Below are 16,385 nucleotides of genomic sequence, written 5' to 3'. Positions count from 1 at the left end.
CACACTTGACCCCTGACCGTGACTGTTCATCACGCACACCGGGGGCAAGGTGCCGCAGGAGGCGATCTCCGACCGTTACGAACTCCTGGAGGAGCTGAGCCACGGCGGCATGGGCGACGTGTGGCGCGGATACGACGCCGTGCTCGACCGACCCGTCGCCGTGAAGCTCATCCGGCAGGCGTCGGTCACCTCCCCGCAGTTGGCCGAGGAGTTCGCCAAGCGCTTCCGTCGCGAGGCCCGCATCACCGCGCGTATCCAGCACCCCGGTGTGCCGCAGGTGTACGACGCGGTGCTCGACGCGTCGTACGAGCGGCTGTTCCTGGTGATGGAGCTCGTCGACGGCGTACCGCTGTCCGCCTACCTCGACCCCGGCCGGCCCCTGCCGGTCAGCTGGGCGGCCGCCGTCGCCGCGCAGGTCGCGACCGTGCTGTCGTACGCGCACGACGTGCCGGTGATCCACCGGGACCTCAAGCCGGGCAACATCCTCGTCGCTCGCGACGGCACCGTGAAGGTCCTCGACTTCGGTATCGCGGCGATACTGCGGACCGACGTCACCAAGCTGACCGCCACCGGCAGCCCCATCGGCACCCACCAGTACATGTCGCCCGAGCAGGTCCGCGGCGGACGCATCACCCCGCAGACCGACCTGTACGCGCTCGGCTGTGTGCTGCACGAACTCCTCAGCGGGCGGCTCGTGTTCGAGGCGGAGAGCGAGTACCTGCTGATGTATCAGCACGTCAACGCCGCCCCCACCCCGCTGCGACAGCTGCGGCCCGACGTCCCCGAGGCGCTGGAGGAGCTGGTCCTGCACCTGCTGCGCAAGGCACCGGAGGCGCGGCCCGCCGACACGCAGGAGGTGTACGCGCGGCTGCTGCCGTTCCTCCCGCCGCCGGGCCAGGAGCCCGGCACGGCGGATGCCGGGCCGGCCGGCGCGCCCGACCCGACGGGCGTGTTCCGTCACCCCTTCGCGCCCCGTGCCCGCGCCCAGAGCCCGGCGCCCGGTGGTCCGGCGCCGACAGCCGTGCTCCCGGGGGCCCAGCCGGTGCCCGTCCCCGCCCGGCTGCGCGAGGACATCAAGGAGGCGTACGCGCATTCCGACGCCCTGCTGGAGGAGGAGCGGTTCGCGCAGGCCGCCGAGGTGCTCGGCGAGGTCATCGCACCCGCAGCCCTCGCCCTCGGCTCCGAGAGCAAGCAGGTCCTGGCGCTGCGCCGCCAGCGGGCGGCCATCCGCCTCCTCGGCGGCGACTACCGGGCCGCCCTGCCCGAGTTCGACACCCTCGCCGACGCCTACGCCCGTATCGCCGGGCCCACCGGCGAGCAGGCCCGCGCCTGCCGCGCCCAGGCGGCCCGCTGCCGCGCCGAACTCGGCCAGGTCACCGACGCGCTCGCCGCGCTCCAGGGCGTGCTGAACGTCGTGCGGGCCGTCGACAGCGACGTGAGTGAGGAAGCCGTGGAGCTGCGGCACAACATCGGGATGCTGCTGCTCGCCCAGGGGCGGACCGCAGAGGCGCGACAGGTCCTCGAACCACTCCACCAGGACATGTGCATGGTGTTCGGCCCGGAGGACGAGATGACCGTCGAGATCGCCGAGGCGCTCGCCGTGATCCGCCTCGACCTCGACGGTTCGGCTTCCTGACCCGCGCCCTCCAGAAGCAGCATCGCCACAACCATGCTGCTCTGCGGCCGAGGGTTTCGCGACGGTCACGTGGTCACGTGGCCAGGGTGTTCGCGCTCACCGGTGTGGCCGTCGGGCCAGTGGTGCCGTCGGCCGTGTTCCGAACCTCTGGCGGCGAGTCCACCGCGCCGGTTTCCCACCTGCCGTGGGCTCACTGGTCGGATGTCGGCCGACGGGAGAGAGCGTGAGCGAGTTCAGCGTGCCGGACGGATGGCGGACAGTACGCTGAATCCAGCGGGATCGGGCCCGCAGCACAGCGTCCGGGAGGTGCTTCATGACGGCCGAGATGGTGGCCCCGGCGTGGATGCATGAGCAGATCACGGCGGAGGAGTACGACTCCTGGTCCGAGGAGCAGTGCGCCGGCATCGAGATCGTGGACGGGATGGTCGTCGTGAGTCCCAGTGCCTCCAAGCGGCACAACCGGCTGGCCCGGATTGTGGCGAACGCCCTGGATGCCGCTGCGGGCCCGGAGTGGAACGCCGACACGGACTTCGACGTCCGGCTTCAGGACGTCCCGCTCACCAATCGCCGCCCGGACGTCGTCGTGTACCACGCGGACACCATCGACATCACCCCCACCCGCCCTGAGCACGTGCTGCTGGTCGTGGAGGTGGTGTCGCCGGGCTCGGAGACCACCGACCGGATCGTGAAGGTCGACCAGTACGCCAAGGCAGGCATCGGCTTCTACTGGCGGATCGAGCAGGCCGCGACAGGCGTTCCTCTGGTGTACACCTACGTTCTCGACCCCGCGACGAAGACCTACCGGGACGGCGACGTGTTCACCGGCATCCTCAAGGTAGCGGCCCCCTTCCCGGTGGAGATCGACCTCGGTCAGGTCTGACCACGCGCTGCTCAGTAGCCTGCAGCGCGTGAGCGATGCGTGAGCGGACGGTCCGACACAGGGCGGCATGAGCCGGATCAAGTGGCTCGCCGTGCGGTTCTGGCCAGGGGAAACAGCACCGCGCGGCAGCGCCCCGCATCCCCCGGCAAGGATCCAATCCCACTCCTAAAGCGGGTGTCGCCGGTTCGAATCCTGCCGGGGGCACCAGCCAAAAGGCCCCGGACCGATCATGGTCCGGGGCCTTTGACATCCACTTCTGACATCAACGGGGACGGTCACTCGCGACCGGGTCGCCGCTTTCGCAGCAGCCGGTCCAAGTGGCTCATGGCTGCGCGCTGGGCGTCCTGGACGACGTGTGTGCGGACTTCCATGGTGATGCTGATCTGTGAGTGGCCGAGGATCTCCATCACGACGCGGGGAGCGACTCCGGCCGCCTTGAGGAGGGTGGCGGGTGCCGTGGCGAGCGTCGTGGAGGCGGATGACGCGGAGGCCAGCGGACTCGGCGACGCGCGTGAACGAGCGGTAGATGTTCCGGGGCTCGACCTGGCGGCCGGTACGGGGGGCGAAGACGTAGCCGGACTCGTGCCACCTCTCCCCCGACGTCCTTCGGGCAGCTGCCTGCCGCATGCGGTGACAGTGGAGGGGCGCGACGCGGAGGCGGGCAGCGGGACGGCACGGCGACGGCGGCTCTTCGGATCGCCGTCAGGCCCTGTTGCAGGACCGCGGACAACATAACGGGGGTAGCCGGCGTGAGCCGCCGACCCGGTCGCGCTCGGCGAGGGTGCCGCCTATCCAGCAATCGACGGATTTACCACTGGGTGACGAGAGTCGCCTCTCTCATGCAGGAGACTCGAAAAGAATAACGTCGATCCAGCCGGAACCTCCCCATCTGCGCCTCACTCGGAATTCGATCCCCTTTGACTGAAGGTATGGGAGAAGTACGTCTCCTTTGACACCGTATGAATCCGAGTAGTATTTGACGTCGTCAACCACTACCAGGTTGGGCCTGCGTACCATGTCGGCGGCTACCTGGTACTCCTCGAAGGTGAGTTCCGGGTCGTTCGCGGAGTCAAGCAGAACGACGTCGTACGTCTTCCCCTGTTCCCGTAGCGCGCCGAGCATCTCAACGGAGTGGCCCTCGATGAACTGCACCTGATCGGCCAGGCACTCGGAAGCCAGCACGGCTTTGGCTTGCGCGGTGTCCAGGTCAACTGAGGTGACGCTTCCGCTGTGCGCTTTGACGTGCTCTGCGAAGATCAGGGTTGACCAACCGTCAGCGAGGCGGTGTCCAGGGGCAGTGTTCCGGATGCACCCGGTTTCCAGTAGGTGGAGAGCACTGCGCTGGCAGGCGTCGCGCATGCGAGCCAGCTCTGCGTTCAGGATGTCACTCATCACTGGGATTGGCACTGCCGAGTCTCCTTGGTCTTGGTGGTCAGGTTCTGCGCGGGGGCCTCGGGCCGACCGGGGCCAATTGTGGGTTTACAGCGCATCAGCCGGCCCGCCTGCGGCAGGCCACCGTTGTGTGACATCCGCAACGGATATCGCACAGTGAAGGTCTGCTCTGTTCAGATCACCGAGCGAACGGAAGCTCTTCGTTTTCCGTAGTGCAGGGACTCGATGGCGTCACACCAGATGTCCAGATCGGCCGTCGCGCTCAATTCGTCAGAGCGGGCTTTGGCGCGATGAGACGCCTTTTTCCAGGTATCCGGATCACGCAGGGACTGCAGGGCGTACATCCAGGCATTGAGGTCGTCGCGATAGGCGAAAATCCCGGCCGAGCCGAGCGATTCAACCAGCCCGGGGGTGGGGTGGGCAATAACAGGGATGCCGGAGGCGCACGCCTCGACCGCTACGCGGCCCCATGATTCGTAGATGCTGGGCATGAGCATCACACGGGAGCGGGCGTACACGTGTGTGCGCATGTTCTTTCCGTCCACTCCGTCGATGACCTCGCAGTTGGGCAGCGGTGTCGGCGGTGCGAGCTGAGTCCCATAGGCTCCGCGGACTCCAAGGAAGCGCCACTCCGGTGACCATGCGGCGATCTGCCAGAAGATGTCGCCGCCTTTATCCGGGTTCAGGTTGACCAGGGTCGCGCACTGACCTGGCTGAGTACGGTATTCTTCAGCGATTACTGGCGGGCGGACGACGATCGAGTTCCTGGGAAGCCACTCCGCGGGATAGTGCGCATAAAAGATTTCGCTGTCGCGTCTGACCCATTCACTGTTGTAGACGACGAGATCGGCGCCAGCTGCGTCACGAAAACTCTGGTTGAAGTTGTCGTGACAGATCACGACGACGGGAATCCCGCGAGGTCGGGCGAGACCGGAAATCAGGGGAACGTTCTCGAACTGCGACAGGAGGACGTCTGATGCCAGGGCCTCGTGGGCAAAGTTACTGCCTTGCTGGTAAGGGATGACACGCACCCCATCGATGTCGTAACTCTCCCTCATGTTGCTGGGGTGCGAGAGCCAGACCGTTACGCGGTGGCCGCGGGTAACCAGCGGACGGAGCATGGAATGAAGCATCCATTCCGACCCTGCGTTGTGGGTGGGGGGGTATCCGTACACCCTGGCCATGATGGACAGACTCCGCGGGCCGGACAGCGTGGCCAGGGCGGTTCGGAACGGCTTTGTCTTCACCGAGGTTGGTCTCCAATCGGGCGGGAACCTTGCGAGAAGTGCGAGGAGCTCGAGCGGCGCCGCCGTGCGGCCGGATGCCGCACAACAGCGCCGCTCGTGTGCTCGGCTTGTGGCGTCACAGGGCAGTGCGGTCAGAAGGCCGCAGCCGCTCCGTCCGTCTCTCAAGCCCCGGCGGGGACGACGTGGATGGCGGAGGACGGCGAGGTCTGGCCGCCGACCTGGAAGGTCAACCGCGTGGTCCCCTGCGGCGCGGAGCCGGTGGCTTGCACCGCCACCCACATGCTGGCTTCCCTACCTGCTCCGGTCAGCAGGAGGCCGACGTGTCGGAAGGTGAGGGTCTGGCCGTCTGCGGACAGGCTGCCCGGATGGTGCTGCATCGTCCCCTGAGAGTTCTGGACGGTCAGCAGGTATGTGGAGCCGCTCTCCGCGACGAACTTGAGCTTTTTGTCCCGGGGCAGGCTGACACGGACGGTCTGGTCCGGGAATGTCTCACCCGCCATCGCCTGGAGGCGCACGCCCGGGTAGCCGACCCCGCCGCCGGGAGTGAGCGTCACATCCGGCGGCCCGCCCGGTGACACCGTGAAGGTGGAAGCGGGGGCACCGCCACATGCCGAGTAGCGGTAGTAGACGCTACCGATCTGGGACGCCGCATCGGGGTCGCTGGGGTCCGCGCTGTACTTGGAATTCACGGACTGCGGCCAGACCAGGAAGCGGTAGTACCCCGGCTTGTCGCCCTTCTGCCTCAGGTTGAGAGGAGGCAGCGGCGTCCTGTGGGCCGTGCTGCTGCTCTTGTGGCTGGTGACGTGCAGCTGCTCGGGGACGGGGGTGTAGGCCGAGGGGGTGCCGTCCTCGTGCACGAGCTGGTAGAAGACGGACCCGGGAGTGTCGTTGCTCACCAGCGGGTCGACCAGATCGATGATGAGCTTGTCCCCGGGAATGATCCCGTCGTCCGCGACGTAGCCGAACCCGGCCTGGCTGTTGGGATTGCCGCCCCAGTGGTTGTCGTACGGCAGGCGGACGAACGGCCTGGTGGCGTCCGACCCCTCGCTCCGCATCACCTCTACTTCCGGTTCGGCCGTGAGTACCGAGCCGTCGTCGAGTCGTACGTCGACGCGCATCTTCCAGATGCCGGGCTTGTCCGCGTTGCCGTTTGCGTCACCACGCAGAGTGAAGGTGAGGAGATCGGCGTCGTCGAGGAAGGCACGGTCGATGATCTCGTACTCCTCCCCGATCCCCATCTGGCCGCGCCGCACCTCGCCGGCGCCCCTGTCGGGATTACCGTCAGCGCCGTCGGCGTATTTGATCTGCTTGATCTTCGCGCCCATCGGAACGCGAAGTCGCCCGTCGTACCGGAACTCCGAATCCCATGTCGAGAATCGATTCGCGTAGCCCAGGGTCAAGAGCTCCCACCCGCCCGGGCCGATCTTGTTGCTTTGTTTTCCCTGCTGATTAGCGGGGGATGTCATGCGGCACTCCAATCACCGAGAATGAGCCCGTGAATCCTGCGCCGCAGACAACTTTCACGAACTGCTGCGGACAGGAAGTCGACTGATATTCCTAGGGTGTCCGCCAGTCGCCGCACTGACACTGGACCAGGTGGCCACATTTCATTGGCCAAGATGTCCACACCGCCGGCGGCACGATCCCTCTCCTTGTGCGTAAATGGATCAGACGCCGGCGTACAGAGGGCCGTACGACCAGGGAGGAAGCAGGGAGGGGGTGGGGCGGGCGGGGCTCACGCCGATGGCGAAGCTGAGAACTTCGCCAGTAGTGGGAGTTACCAGAAAATAATGGGGCATAGGCTTGTGGAATACGCCAGGACTTGCTCATCGGGGAGATCATCACACTTAAAGGATCCCCCGATTGGGCCTCCAAGGAATGATCCGTGACTCATAGGGTGAAACGGACCGCCCAGCGTCTGCCAGTTCGGCATGCAACCACCTGTTCGATGTGCCAGTCGAACTCAATGCAGCTGCTATTCAGGAGCCGCTCATGACCGTGCCGCCGCAGTCACGTCACCCCCACTCCTCCGGGGACCTGCCCACTCCCGTTCACAATGCCCTTCATCAGATACAGCCCGAGAGCGTCTCGCTGGCCGAGCACGCTGTCGCCCACTTCCTTCAGGCCACCGCCGGGGCGCCGTCCTCACCGCGCCCGCCTGTCGACGACATCACGCTCTGGCTCGCAGCTCTGGATCGCCGCGCAGAAGCAGACCAGCTGCACGACCGCTTTCGCCGGCTCGTCAACGCCCGACGCCATGAGCACAGCGCGGGCGAGGCGGTGCTGCTGCAGCAGGCCTGCGCCACCGCCCTGCAACGAGCAGTCCTCACCCGCACCGCCGGCCAAGCCTCGCAAAGCGAGCAAACTCACCTGGCCACCGCCATGAACACAGCGATCCGTCAAGTGCTCGCCATCGCCGCCGACGCCATCATCACCGTGTACGGCTCGCAGCTGGCCGGTGACGCGCAACACGATCCTCTCGGCATCCCGCATGCAAGAGCCGTCGCCACGAACCTGTCACCTCTGCCCGGCTCGCTGTCATCGTCTGGACGAGCCGGTGCCCGCTGGTGCCTGGTCGCCCACGCCGATGGTGCCCAGGAGGCCGGCCAGGCAACCCGGCTCTTGCAAGCCACCAACCCCTATGCCCATGTCACGACGGAGCACACGACCCTGACTGCCTTCTGCCGCGACGTCCCGGTACTGCCGGATACCTTTCCCCCCTGCGGCACAGCCAGTACAGATGCCGATCGTGAGGACGCCGTCCACCGAGCTTCCCTGGCGGCTCGCATCGCCGACTACTACCGGCTTCGTGAACTCGACGCGGACGAGCTTGCCCCAGTCCTGGCCCTGGCGCAAAGCAGCCCAAGAGCACAACAGACCTTCCTCGTTGCCTGCCTCGGCCCTCTCTACCTCAGTGGCAATCAAACCGACCTGCTGCACACCCTCCGCGCCTACTTGGATCACAATCTCCGCGTCACCGAAACCGCCAAGAGCCTCTACATCCACCGCCACACACTCACCGATCGGCTACGTCGCATCCAGCACCTCACTCAACTCGACCTCCACCACCCCTTCCACCGCCTCAGAGCCCAACTCGCCCTGCTCCTCCTCGCCTTGCAACCAGAGGCATCCTCCCGACTTCTCCCTTGATCGAGCACTGCGGAGGAGGCATCCGAGGCTTCCGTGGCGTGCCCTGCGCTGTCTGCCCATCGCCGTGCGCTGTGTCCTCGTGGTGATCTTCTCCACGGGGGTCGCACTCACCGCCAGTAGCGTGCTGTCCGGGACGGCGCAGCAGGCAGGGGAAGCCAAGGGTGGTCGGTACTACGCGATCCAGGTCGACAGCCCGACGCGTGAGCGCGTTGACGTCTCGAAGCGCGAGTACGACGGCCTGTTGAAGAAGGACCGACGGGCGATGCACGCGATCACCAGCATGCTTGCCGCGGGGACCGCAACAATGACCTGAGGCACTTGCCGGGAGATCACCCGGCCCGGTACTCCACTCCCCGCGGCCGCTGCTCCGCGCCGCAGCGAAACGCGGAGTAGTGTGGAGAGCACCGAGGGCATCTCGCACACCGGCTTCCACGCCGGGTCGTCCTCGGCGAAAGATGAAACCCGGGCCGCCGCAGAGGCGGCCCGAGACGGGTCCGCACCATGTCGGCGACCTTGTACCCAACCCTGCCGCACCCCGAGTCCGTCGCAGCCCCGGTCGCGCGTCTCGCGCTGAAGGCCGACGGCACCTCCCGCGGACTCCTGGACGGAGCCTGGTGGCCCCGCTCCCGTGATCTGCTGAGTGAACTGCCGGCACTCACCGACGTGTTGGACCCCTTGTGGGGGCGCATCACCCGCATCGCCGTCAACCCGGAACACTGGCCGGTCATCCCCCGCCAGATCCCTGTGGACGGCCACATCGTCAAGGTCGGCTGGTTCACCCCGGAGATCGACCCGCACAAGCTGCTGCTGCTCTCCTACGGCACCGGCCGCTGGGATCTCCTGGTCATCCCGCCGGAGACCGGGGCTGAGTCGGCGGCCCGGCTGATGGCTGCCGCGTCCGACCACGACGGCCCGCCTCTGACCGCGAGCGCGCTCGTCGCCGCGGACGAGGCCCGGCACGGTGTCTCGGCGGCCGACCGGCCACTGGACCCGGACGAGGCATGGGAGTACGAGGGCGGCGCCTGCGCGGTCTCCGCAGCCGTTCCCCGCCAGACCGGTCCGCCCGTCCGGGCCAGCCGGCTGATCATCGGTATGTGAGGTGCCGCCATGAACGCCTTCCTGACAGCCGCCGCCTTCGTGGTCCTCATCGCAGTGGCGGCGTACGTGATCCACCGGCTCAACCTCCAGCACGCCGACAGGATCGCCGCGTACCGGTACAGCACCCCCCGGCCCGGCCGCCGCGGCCATGGCGCGCCGGACCACACACCACGTACCGCGGGTGATGATCCGGGCGCACCACCGGCCACCCGGCCGCGCCTCTGAACCGTCGGCTCGGTCCGCGGCGACGCGTGCCCGGGGCGTCACCCGGGCCCTGGGCAGCGCGAGGAGCGGCCGGGCCGTGGATCGAGGCATCTGAGCGACATCGAAACCGAGGCGTCATGACTCTTCCGCAGCTGACCATCTACCGGCACGACCGGGACAGGCGGGCACTGGTCACCCTGGCCGGCGTGATCGATCCCGCCACCTCGCCCCGCGTGCGCGCCGCTCTGGAGCGGTGCCTGCAGGACGGCATCGCCCTCATCGACGTCGATCTGACCACCGTCGACCGCTGCGACAGCAGCGGCCTGCGCGTCTTCCTCGACGTGTCACGGCACGCCGCCGAGACCCACGCGTCCCTGCGGCTGCACCACCCCTCCCCGCAGACCGAACGACTGCTCACGGACACGGGCTCCGACCGTCTGCTCCGTGCGACGAGACCGGGAGGGGCGCGGCCTCAGCGGGCCGGGCGTCGAGGGGAGCGCCACAGGGAGCGGGCCGCCAGGTAGAGCAGATCGGCGATGAGGAGCAGGACACCGGCGGAGGACAGACAGAGGATGCCGTCGACGCCCGCCCCGATGGCGATCAGAGCGATTCCGGCGACGAGCAGGGTCAGGAACAGGACCATGGCGGGACGCCTCCCTGGAGGGAACCGCGGCGTGGCTGACTCCGGGCCAGGCATCAAGACCTGGGCTGCGAGCCGGCCCTCGTCCCCCGTTGCCCGAGCTGCGAGCCGGACCGGGTCCCCCGTTGGGGAGTCCGGCCCTGTGGATCTCAGCCGACGCGTCGTGCGTGGTGGCGGACTTCTTTGAGTCGGACCTTCGAGGGGAGGCTGTCCAGGCCGGCCGAGTCCCGGGCGTGCGCGAGTGTTTCCCGGCTCAGTCGCCCCAGCGTCCGCGCTGGATCCGCATGAGGCTCCAGCACCAGCCGTACGCGCGCAGCCGGAGCGGTGCTTCGGCCCGTCAGCCGTACATGAGCCCGCGAGACCCCGTCCAGGGCCTGCGCCTCTTCCTCGACCACGTTCTCCAGCGTGCGGCCGTCGAGCCGGGCCGCAGCCCCGTCCCCGCTGTCGACGAGGACGCCGCCCAGGCGGCGTCTGCGCTGTGCGAGGAGCCACCACAGCAGCAGCACCAGCAGCACGGCGAGCACGGCGATGACGGTCGGCCACCACCAGCCTTCCTCCCGCCACCGGGTGCGTCCCTCGGTGCCCAGCACCACGTCGTCGGGCCCGCGGAAGGGCCACCAGCCCGGCATGCCGAAGTCCCAGCGGCGCTGCAGGTCCAGCCCGCCCAGCAGCACGCCGCCGCCCAGGGCGAACAGTCCGAGGCCGAGGAGCCCCAGCAGCACCCGGTTCACGGTCTTGAGCATCGGGATCGCCTCAGCCCTTCTTCGGGCGCCGGACGCGCACGGTCAGCGTGGGTTGCCGGGCGAGACCCAGGAACCTCACGGCTTCACCCAGCGTGGCGTCCAGGTCCGCGCGGACCTCCTCGAGATCCCGGAAATGGGCGCGGGCCCGGACCTTGGCCTTTCGGCGGCCGACGGCGACCTGTGCCGACTGAACACCGGGTACCTGCACGGCCCGGTCGCGCAGAACCAGGGCGGCCGCGCGGCGGTCGAGCCCGGCGCGGACCTCCCCCTTCCCGGGGAGGCCGGCGGGCTGCCGCATGGGCAGCAGCCTGCGCAGTCCCGGCGTCACCGCCAGCAGGAACAGCCCCAGGCCGACGGCCATCGCGACTGCGGCCCCGACGATCATCCAGACGTCGTCCAGTGGCCGGGTGGCCAGTTCCTCGGCGAGCCGCCGCCGCCAGCGCATCGCGGACCGGCCTGCACGGACCGAGACCACGTCGTACAGGAGCAGTCCGGTGGCCGCGGCGGACAACAGGGCCACCACGGCCGCGGGAACCCGCCGCGTCGACCAGAAACGGCGCACCCGCCTGTCCGCTGCCCCGACCGCCGGTGTCGAGTCGGTTGTAGTCGAGTCCTTGCGCCGGCTGCCGTCCGCGGGCAGGTCCGCCTTTCCGGGTTCGGGGGGAAGGTCGCTGTCAACGGCCTGCCGCCGACGGGTGTGCGCACTCATCGCACCCTCTCCTCGCCCGCGTGCCGCGTGTGCGCCGAGTGCAGTCGCCCGACCGACACCACAAGATCCGACACGTCCATACCGGACCAGGTCCTGAGCCGTTCGGTGACCTCCCGCCGCACCGCGGCGCACTGCGCCCCGATGTCGGACGGATAGCCGAGCTCGACGGCGATGCGCAGCCGTGCCTCGCCGAGCGCCGCCTGCCGTCCGACGGCGGACTCGCCGTCTCGCCCTGCGGTCTGCCGCTCCGGTGCCCGCCGCACGGAGGTGGTCACGCGGGGTGTCCGGCGGCCCGGCGGTACGTGGTCGACCGACTCGGGGAACCGGCTCAGCGCCTCGCGCGCCACGTGGGAAGCGATCTTCGCTACGACCCGGTCGGAGACGGAGATCCCTCCGCGCTCGCCGCGGGCGACGCCCGGACGCCGCTCGGCTTCACCGGTCACTGCCGCCAGTCTCCCCGAACCCGTCGACGGTCATCGCGGATCCGCTCCTGCCGGTCCCGGCGGCGGACGAAGTCGCCCGGTTCGAGATCGCCTTCCATGAACCGCCCGACCACGAGACCGACCACGCCCAGCCCCAGCACCAGCAGAAAAGCCCAGAAGTCACCGAAATACGCGGCGAAACCCAGCGCCATTCCGGCCATCAAGCCCACCACGGCCCTGCTCATCACGTGCTCCTTCACTTGAGCGGGCTACTGCGCCCCCGGCTACTGGATCCGCTGCCGCTCTTCGCCTTCGTCCTCCTCGTCGGGGAGCTTCACATCGCTGACCGCGATGTTGACTTCGACGACTTCGCGACCCGCCATCCGCTCCACCGCGGAGATCACGCTCTCCCTCACCTCACCGGCCACGTCCGTGATCGCGACTCCGTAGTCGACGACGATCTCCAAGTCGATGGCCGCCTGCAGTTCTCCGACCTCGACGCTGACCCCGCGTGTGACGGACCTGCCGCTGCCCGCGCCGGGCATCCGCTCCCGCATGGTCCCCATCGAGCGGGCGAAACCACTGCCCAGGGCATGGACGCCGGGCACGTCCCGTGCCGCCATTCCGGCGATCTTCTCCACCACCACATCGGCGACCGTCGTCCGGCCGCGAGAAGCGGGAGCGCCACCGTGCCTTGCGCCGGTGTTCTCGGTCATCGGGATATTCCTCACTCAGAGGTTTATTTGACCCCCTATTCGCTTTATACGCATTGCGGGAATTGAACGCCGCGAGGCACGAGGATCTGACAAGTCGCCTGAGGAGGTGCGAGCCGGTGAAGACCGAAGCAGGAGCGCAGGCGGTACGGCACCCGTTCGGCCAGGGTCGGCTGCTCCCGCTGGGCGGGCCCGCCGACGGGACATGGATCACCGAGCAAGCGGCCGTCCAAGCCCTCCGACGGGCCGCGAACGAGATTTCCGGGGTGCGGCTGGAGTCTCTGCGCATCGGGCCCGCGCCGCTCGACTCCGTGTCCGAGCCGGCCGTCCGTCCGCCGGCCAGTGCGCTGCCGCCGGGCCCGCTCAGGATCGAAGCCGCCTTTTCGGCATCACTCGGGGAGCCACTGCCCGAAACCGCCGACCAGTTGAGGAGCAGACTGCTGGACGCGGCCACTCGACGGCTCGGTCTGGCCACCGTGACAGCCGACCTGCGCGTCACGGATGTCCATGAGGTCCCGCAGACAGGCGCGAAGGCGTGGACCGTTGCGAGATCCATGACACCCACGCCGCAAAGCACGGCCGCAGCAACGACCGCAGCCGCACTCAGCTCGCTCCCCGTGACAGGCGCGGGCTCCCGGCGAGGGCCCGTCGGGGATCTGGCGGACGTCGCAACGCGTGTTCCGGGCGTCGGCGGCCTCACCGCCGTGCTGGGGAGCCGCCCGGTCAAGATGGAGGACCATGCGGACCCACCCGGCCGGCGTGTCGAGGTCCATCTCGCGGTCGCCCCCGGACACCATCCTCTGGAAGTCGCGCGCGCCGTCCGGACTGCCGTGGCCGACGCGGCGGCCAACGACGCCCCGGGCCCGGTCACCGTTGCCGTCCTCATCACCGAGACCGCGGCTTGACCGGCCGGGCGTCGAGCACTCATCAGCGATCAGCGGGATCCGCTTCACCGGCCGGAGTCGGTTCTGCCGACATGCACGCGGACCGCTCCGCAGGCCCCGTCTGACACGGCGTGAGACCCCCGCGGCGGGGTACCCGCGACAAACAGAGGGCCTGCGCAACAGCCGCTGACGGAACGAAGCAGACGCCTCCCAGCTCCGTGGTCGCGTGATGTGTGCGCAACCACGGAGGACGAAAGGCTCTGCCTGCGACCCGGTCCCAGCGGCTCCCGGGGCGGCGCCGAGCCAACCGGCCTTCTTCGGAATGAGTTTTCACCATCATGAGCAGTAACACCACGGTCCGGCCCCCGCCCTCGGAGGCATCCGGCAGTGACTTCGCCCGCCTGTCGAGAAAGATCGCCGCCGCCGGGCTGCTGGGGCGCCGTCCCGGCTACTACGCGCTGCGGACCACGGTGGTGGCAGGGCTCTACGTCAGTGGATGGGCCGCCGTCGCGCTCATCGGCGACAGCTGGTGGACTCTGGCGGTCGCCGCCTCCCTCGCCGTCGTCTTCGGCCAGGTCGCCCTGCTCGCCCATGACGCCGCGCACCGCCAGGTGTTCCGCCGACGCCGGGCCAGCGAGGTGTCCGGACGGATCGCCGGTGCCGGTATCGGGATGGGCTACGGGTGGTGGCAGGACAAGCACACCCGCCACCACGCCAACCCCAACCACGAGGAACTCGACCCCGACCTCGACCCCGACCTGCTGGTCTGGTCCCAGGACCAGGCGCGGGCGGCCAAGGGGCTCCCCCGCCTGATCGGCCGCTGGCAGGCGTTCCTGTTCTTCCCGCTCCTCACCTTGGAGGGCTTCAACCTGCACGTGTCGAGCGTGAAGGCACTGGCCAATCGTTCGCTCAAACACCGCACGCTCGACGGCGTCCTGCTGTTCGCACACTTCGTGCTCTACCTGACCGTGCTGCTGTGGTTGCTGCCGCCCGGCATGGCGATCGCCTTCCTCGCCGTCCACCAATGCCTGTTCGGTGTCTACCTGGGCTCCCTCTTCGCGCCCAACCACAAGGGCATGCCGATCCTGACGGGCGAGGACCGCCCGGACTTCCTCCGTCGCCAGGTGCTCACCTCACGCAACGTGCGCGGCGGCAGGCTCACCGACATCGCACTGGGCGGGCTGAACCACCAGATCGAGCACCACCTGTTCCCCAGCATGCCCAGCCCCAACCTGCGCAGGGCCCGGACCATCGTGCGGCTCCACTGCCAGGAACTGGGTGTGGAGTACGTGGAAACCGGGTTGATCACCTCCTACCGGTTGGCCCTCGCCAGTCTCCACCGGGCCGGAGCACCGCTCCGGCACGCACGTGTCCCCATCTGAGCGCCCTGCAGGAGCCGTCGGACCGTGATGCGGTCACCGTCGACATCGCCAAGGTCATCAAGGCTGAGAACTCGGTTCGCAGAAGCGGCCACCGGCAGCCGTCGGCCGGCGCCCGCCGCACGGCAACGGTTCAACCGGTCAGGCAGTGTGCTCCCCGAGCGGGTCGTCCGCTGTGGTCGTATCCATGAGCCGCTCGGCTTCCGTCTCCGTTGCGGCCGGTGGCACGACGAGCAGGTCCCAGCGGCCGTGTCCCGGAGCGAGCAGGCAGACGGTGTGTTCGACTCGCGGCGAGTCCGTCCGACGCACGTGCACCATCCGGTCCGCGACCAGCATCCCGTCCCCGGGCAACGACCACATCGTCCCGTTCACGAGGACACTGCTGATGTGTCCCCAGTGGTGCGGCAACCCGGCGAGCAGTCCCGGCAGTTCGGCGGTCAGGTCGTACGACCGCGGCCACCAGGCCCCGTCGATACGACGGGCCGAGCCGCCCGGGTGACGTTGCGCTTCCAGCCGCAGCCGGGCGGAAGGCGGGTGGAGCGAAGAGGCGGGCGTCATGAGAGCTCCTGGGCTGGTGCGGATGGTGACCCGTCACGGTCGGGGATGCGGCGGGCGGTGGCCGGTCCGGCGGGCGCCGGCCGCGGCCCGGAAGGTGCACGCGTCACGCGGTCTCGCCCGGATGCGTCCGGTCGAGGGACGGTCTGCTGACGTCCAGCCAGGAGCGGAGGGGGCCGGCGCCCCGCGCGGGGTCGAGCGTGAGGTGCAGACGGGTCCCTCGCCCCGACGTGAACGCCGGATAGCTGCGCTGCTCGCCCCCGGCGAACAGCAGCCGGAGAGCGTCCGCGACCAGCCGGGCCGCTTCGGCGTCCGTGGAGACGATGCGCACCTCGACCGTGCCTTCGGCGGGAGCGTCGTCAGGAAAGTCTTCGGTCGAGGGTGAGTGCGCCTGCAGGGATTCGGTGGTCATAATCGGCACCTGCCCCGGGCCGTGGAACGGCTCGTGTCGTGTCGCGCGGCCCTACTGTGCCGCACGCCGAGGACGAGACCAGCCCTGTCACCGGAGTACGAAGTACCCTCGACTCCTTCCACCGTACTCCTGGCACCCCCGGCGCAGCCGCTTCCGGTCGCGGGCGGCGTACGGTTGAGATACCGAGGGCATCACGTACTCCGGCCGCCACGCCGGGTCGTCCTCGGCGTGTGAGGAACCCCGAGCCACCCCAGCGGTCGGCGCGGAGACGGGTCGGCATCATGTCCGCCGCGGTCGAAGCAACGCAAGGCACGCTCGTCA

General features: G+C 68.9%; 19 protein-coding genes and 2 pseudogenes. 9 read left to right on the top strand and 12 right to left on the bottom strand.

Features of this window, described 5'->3' with window-relative positions; genetic code table 11:
* Nucleotides 1–49: 49 nt before the first annotated feature.
* Nucleotides 50–1,636: a protein kinase gene (locus ACFYNL_RS27275; protein ID WP_388807662.1), complete on the top strand. Its 1,587-nt coding sequence runs from the start codon at nucleotides 50–52 to the stop codon at nucleotides 1,634–1,636.
* 313 nt (nucleotides 1,637–1,949) lie between these two features.
* Nucleotides 1,950–2,516, top strand: a complete 567-nt coding sequence (locus ACFYNL_RS27270) for a Uma2 family endonuclease (protein ID WP_388807661.1) — start codon at nucleotides 1,950–1,952, stop codon at nucleotides 2,514–2,516.
* A 275-nt stretch (nucleotides 2,517–2,791) separates the two neighbouring features.
* On the opposite strand, the pseudogene ACFYNL_RS27265 reads toward ACFYNL_RS27270, so the two are convergent.
* From ACFYNL_RS27265 to ACFYNL_RS27250, 4 genes and pseudogenes are all read right to left on the bottom strand, one after another.
* Nucleotides 2,792–3,220, bottom strand: a pseudogene (locus tag ACFYNL_RS27265) (tyrosine-type recombinase/integrase); the annotation flags it as partial.
* Between the two features lie 133 nt (nucleotides 3,221–3,353).
* The gene (locus ACFYNL_RS27260) at nucleotides 3,354–3,908 is read right to left on the bottom strand and encodes a class I SAM-dependent methyltransferase (protein WP_388807659.1); all 555 of its coding nucleotides are present in this window, start codon (nucleotides 3,906–3,908) and stop codon (nucleotides 3,354–3,356) included.
* 173 nt (nucleotides 3,909–4,081) lie between these two features.
* Nucleotides 4,082–5,101 (bottom strand): glycosyltransferase family 4 protein, encoded by a 1,020-nt coding sequence (locus ACFYNL_RS27255; protein ID WP_388807975.1) that lies wholly within the window; start codon nucleotides 5,099–5,101, stop codon nucleotides 4,082–4,084.
* Between the two features lie 215 nt (nucleotides 5,102–5,316).
* Nucleotides 5,317–6,480, bottom strand: a complete 1,164-nt coding sequence (locus tag ACFYNL_RS27250) for a hypothetical protein (RefSeq protein WP_388807658.1) — start codon at nucleotides 6,478–6,480, stop codon at nucleotides 5,317–5,319.
* Nucleotides 6,481–7,147: 667 nt separating this feature from the next.
* On the opposite strand from ACFYNL_RS27250, the gene ACFYNL_RS27245 reads away from it, so the two are divergent.
* From ACFYNL_RS27245 to ACFYNL_RS27225, 5 genes and pseudogenes are all read left to right on the top strand, one after another.
* Entirely contained in the window at nucleotides 7,148–8,305 is a 1,158-nt protein-coding gene (locus tag ACFYNL_RS27245) for a PucR family transcriptional regulator (protein ID WP_388807657.1), read from the top strand.
* A 79-nt stretch (nucleotides 8,306–8,384) separates the two neighbouring features.
* Nucleotides 8,385–8,618 carry a hypothetical protein gene (locus tag ACFYNL_RS27240; protein WP_388807656.1) on the top strand — a complete coding sequence of 78 codons (234 nt, stop codon included), beginning with the start codon at nucleotides 8,385–8,387 and terminating at the stop codon, nucleotides 8,616–8,618.
* A gap of 81 nt (nucleotides 8,619–8,699) precedes the next feature.
* Nucleotides 8,700–9,403: pseudogene (locus tag ACFYNL_RS27235) on the top strand (DUF5994 family protein).
* Between the two features lie 9 nt (nucleotides 9,404–9,412).
* Nucleotides 9,413–9,628, top strand: coding sequence for a hypothetical protein (locus ACFYNL_RS27230; protein ID WP_388807654.1), 216 nt, complete (start codon nucleotides 9,413–9,415; stop codon nucleotides 9,626–9,628).
* Nucleotides 9,629–9,744: 116 nt separating this feature from the next.
* Nucleotides 9,745–10,131, top strand: a complete 387-nt coding sequence (locus ACFYNL_RS27225; RefSeq protein WP_388807653.1) for an STAS domain-containing protein — start codon at nucleotides 9,745–9,747, stop codon at nucleotides 10,129–10,131.
* On the opposite strand, the gene ACFYNL_RS27220 is transcribed toward ACFYNL_RS27225, so the two are convergent.
* From ACFYNL_RS27220 to ACFYNL_RS27195, 6 genes are all read right to left on the bottom strand, one after another.
* Nucleotides 10,080–10,250, bottom strand: coding sequence for a hypothetical protein (locus ACFYNL_RS27220; RefSeq protein ID WP_388807651.1), 171 nt, complete (start codon nucleotides 10,248–10,250; stop codon nucleotides 10,080–10,082). The genes ACFYNL_RS27225 and ACFYNL_RS27220 overlap by 52 nt on opposite strands.
* 146 nt (nucleotides 10,251–10,396) lie before the next feature.
* The gene (gene amaP / locus ACFYNL_RS27215; protein ID WP_388807649.1) at nucleotides 10,397–10,990 is read right to left on the bottom strand and encodes an alkaline shock response membrane anchor protein AmaP; all 594 of its coding nucleotides are present in this window, start codon (nucleotides 10,988–10,990) and stop codon (nucleotides 10,397–10,399) included.
* A gap of 10 nt (nucleotides 10,991–11,000) precedes the next feature.
* Complete coding sequence (locus tag ACFYNL_RS27210; RefSeq protein WP_388807648.1) at nucleotides 11,001–11,699, bottom strand: DUF6286 domain-containing protein; 699 nt, start codon at nucleotides 11,697–11,699, stop codon at nucleotides 11,001–11,003.
* Complete coding sequence (locus ACFYNL_RS27205; RefSeq protein WP_388807646.1) at nucleotides 11,696–12,142, bottom strand: Asp23/Gls24 family envelope stress response protein; 447 nt, start codon at nucleotides 12,140–12,142, stop codon at nucleotides 11,696–11,698. Before ACFYNL_RS27205 ends, ACFYNL_RS27210 begins: the two co-directional genes overlap by 4 nt.
* Nucleotides 12,139–12,366, bottom strand: a complete 228-nt coding sequence (locus ACFYNL_RS27200; protein WP_365605641.1) for a hypothetical protein — start codon at nucleotides 12,364–12,366, stop codon at nucleotides 12,139–12,141. Before ACFYNL_RS27200 ends, ACFYNL_RS27205 begins: the two co-directional genes overlap by 4 nt.
* Before the next feature lie 39 nt (nucleotides 12,367–12,405).
* Entirely contained in the window at nucleotides 12,406–12,837 is a 432-nt protein-coding gene (locus ACFYNL_RS27195) for an Asp23/Gls24 family envelope stress response protein (RefSeq protein WP_388807644.1), read from the bottom strand.
* 116 nt (nucleotides 12,838–12,953) lie between these two features.
* On the opposite strand from ACFYNL_RS27195, the gene ACFYNL_RS27190 reads away from it, so the two are divergent.
* Nucleotides 12,954–13,739 carry a hypothetical protein gene (locus ACFYNL_RS27190; RefSeq protein WP_388807642.1) on the top strand — a complete coding sequence of 262 codons (786 nt, stop codon included), beginning with the start codon at nucleotides 12,954–12,956 and terminating at the stop codon, nucleotides 13,737–13,739.
* Between the two features lie 317 nt (nucleotides 13,740–14,056).
* The gene (locus ACFYNL_RS27185; protein ID WP_388807641.1) at nucleotides 14,057–15,100 is read left to right on the top strand and encodes a fatty acid desaturase family protein; all 1,044 of its coding nucleotides are present in this window, start codon (nucleotides 14,057–14,059) and stop codon (nucleotides 15,098–15,100) included.
* Nucleotides 15,101–15,238: 138 nt separating this feature from the next.
* On the opposite strand, the gene ACFYNL_RS27180 is transcribed toward ACFYNL_RS27185, so the two are convergent.
* On the bottom strand, nucleotides 15,239–15,655 hold the full coding sequence (locus ACFYNL_RS27180; protein WP_388807639.1) for a DUF5994 family protein: 417 nt from the start codon (nucleotides 15,653–15,655) through the stop codon (nucleotides 15,239–15,241).
* A 103-nt stretch (nucleotides 15,656–15,758) separates the two neighbouring features.
* Nucleotides 15,759–16,064, bottom strand: coding sequence for a hypothetical protein (locus tag ACFYNL_RS27175; protein ID WP_388807637.1), 306 nt, complete (start codon nucleotides 16,062–16,064; stop codon nucleotides 15,759–15,761).
* Nucleotides 16,065–16,385 lie beyond the last annotated feature (321 nt).

The organism is Streptomyces sp. NPDC007808 (assembly GCF_042868655.1).
Classification (GTDB): Bacteria; Actinomycetota; Actinomycetes; order Streptomycetales; family Streptomycetaceae; genus Streptomyces.
The sequence above is the reverse complement of the archived record's forward strand: the minus strand, read 5'-3'. Positions and strand labels throughout refer to the sequence as shown.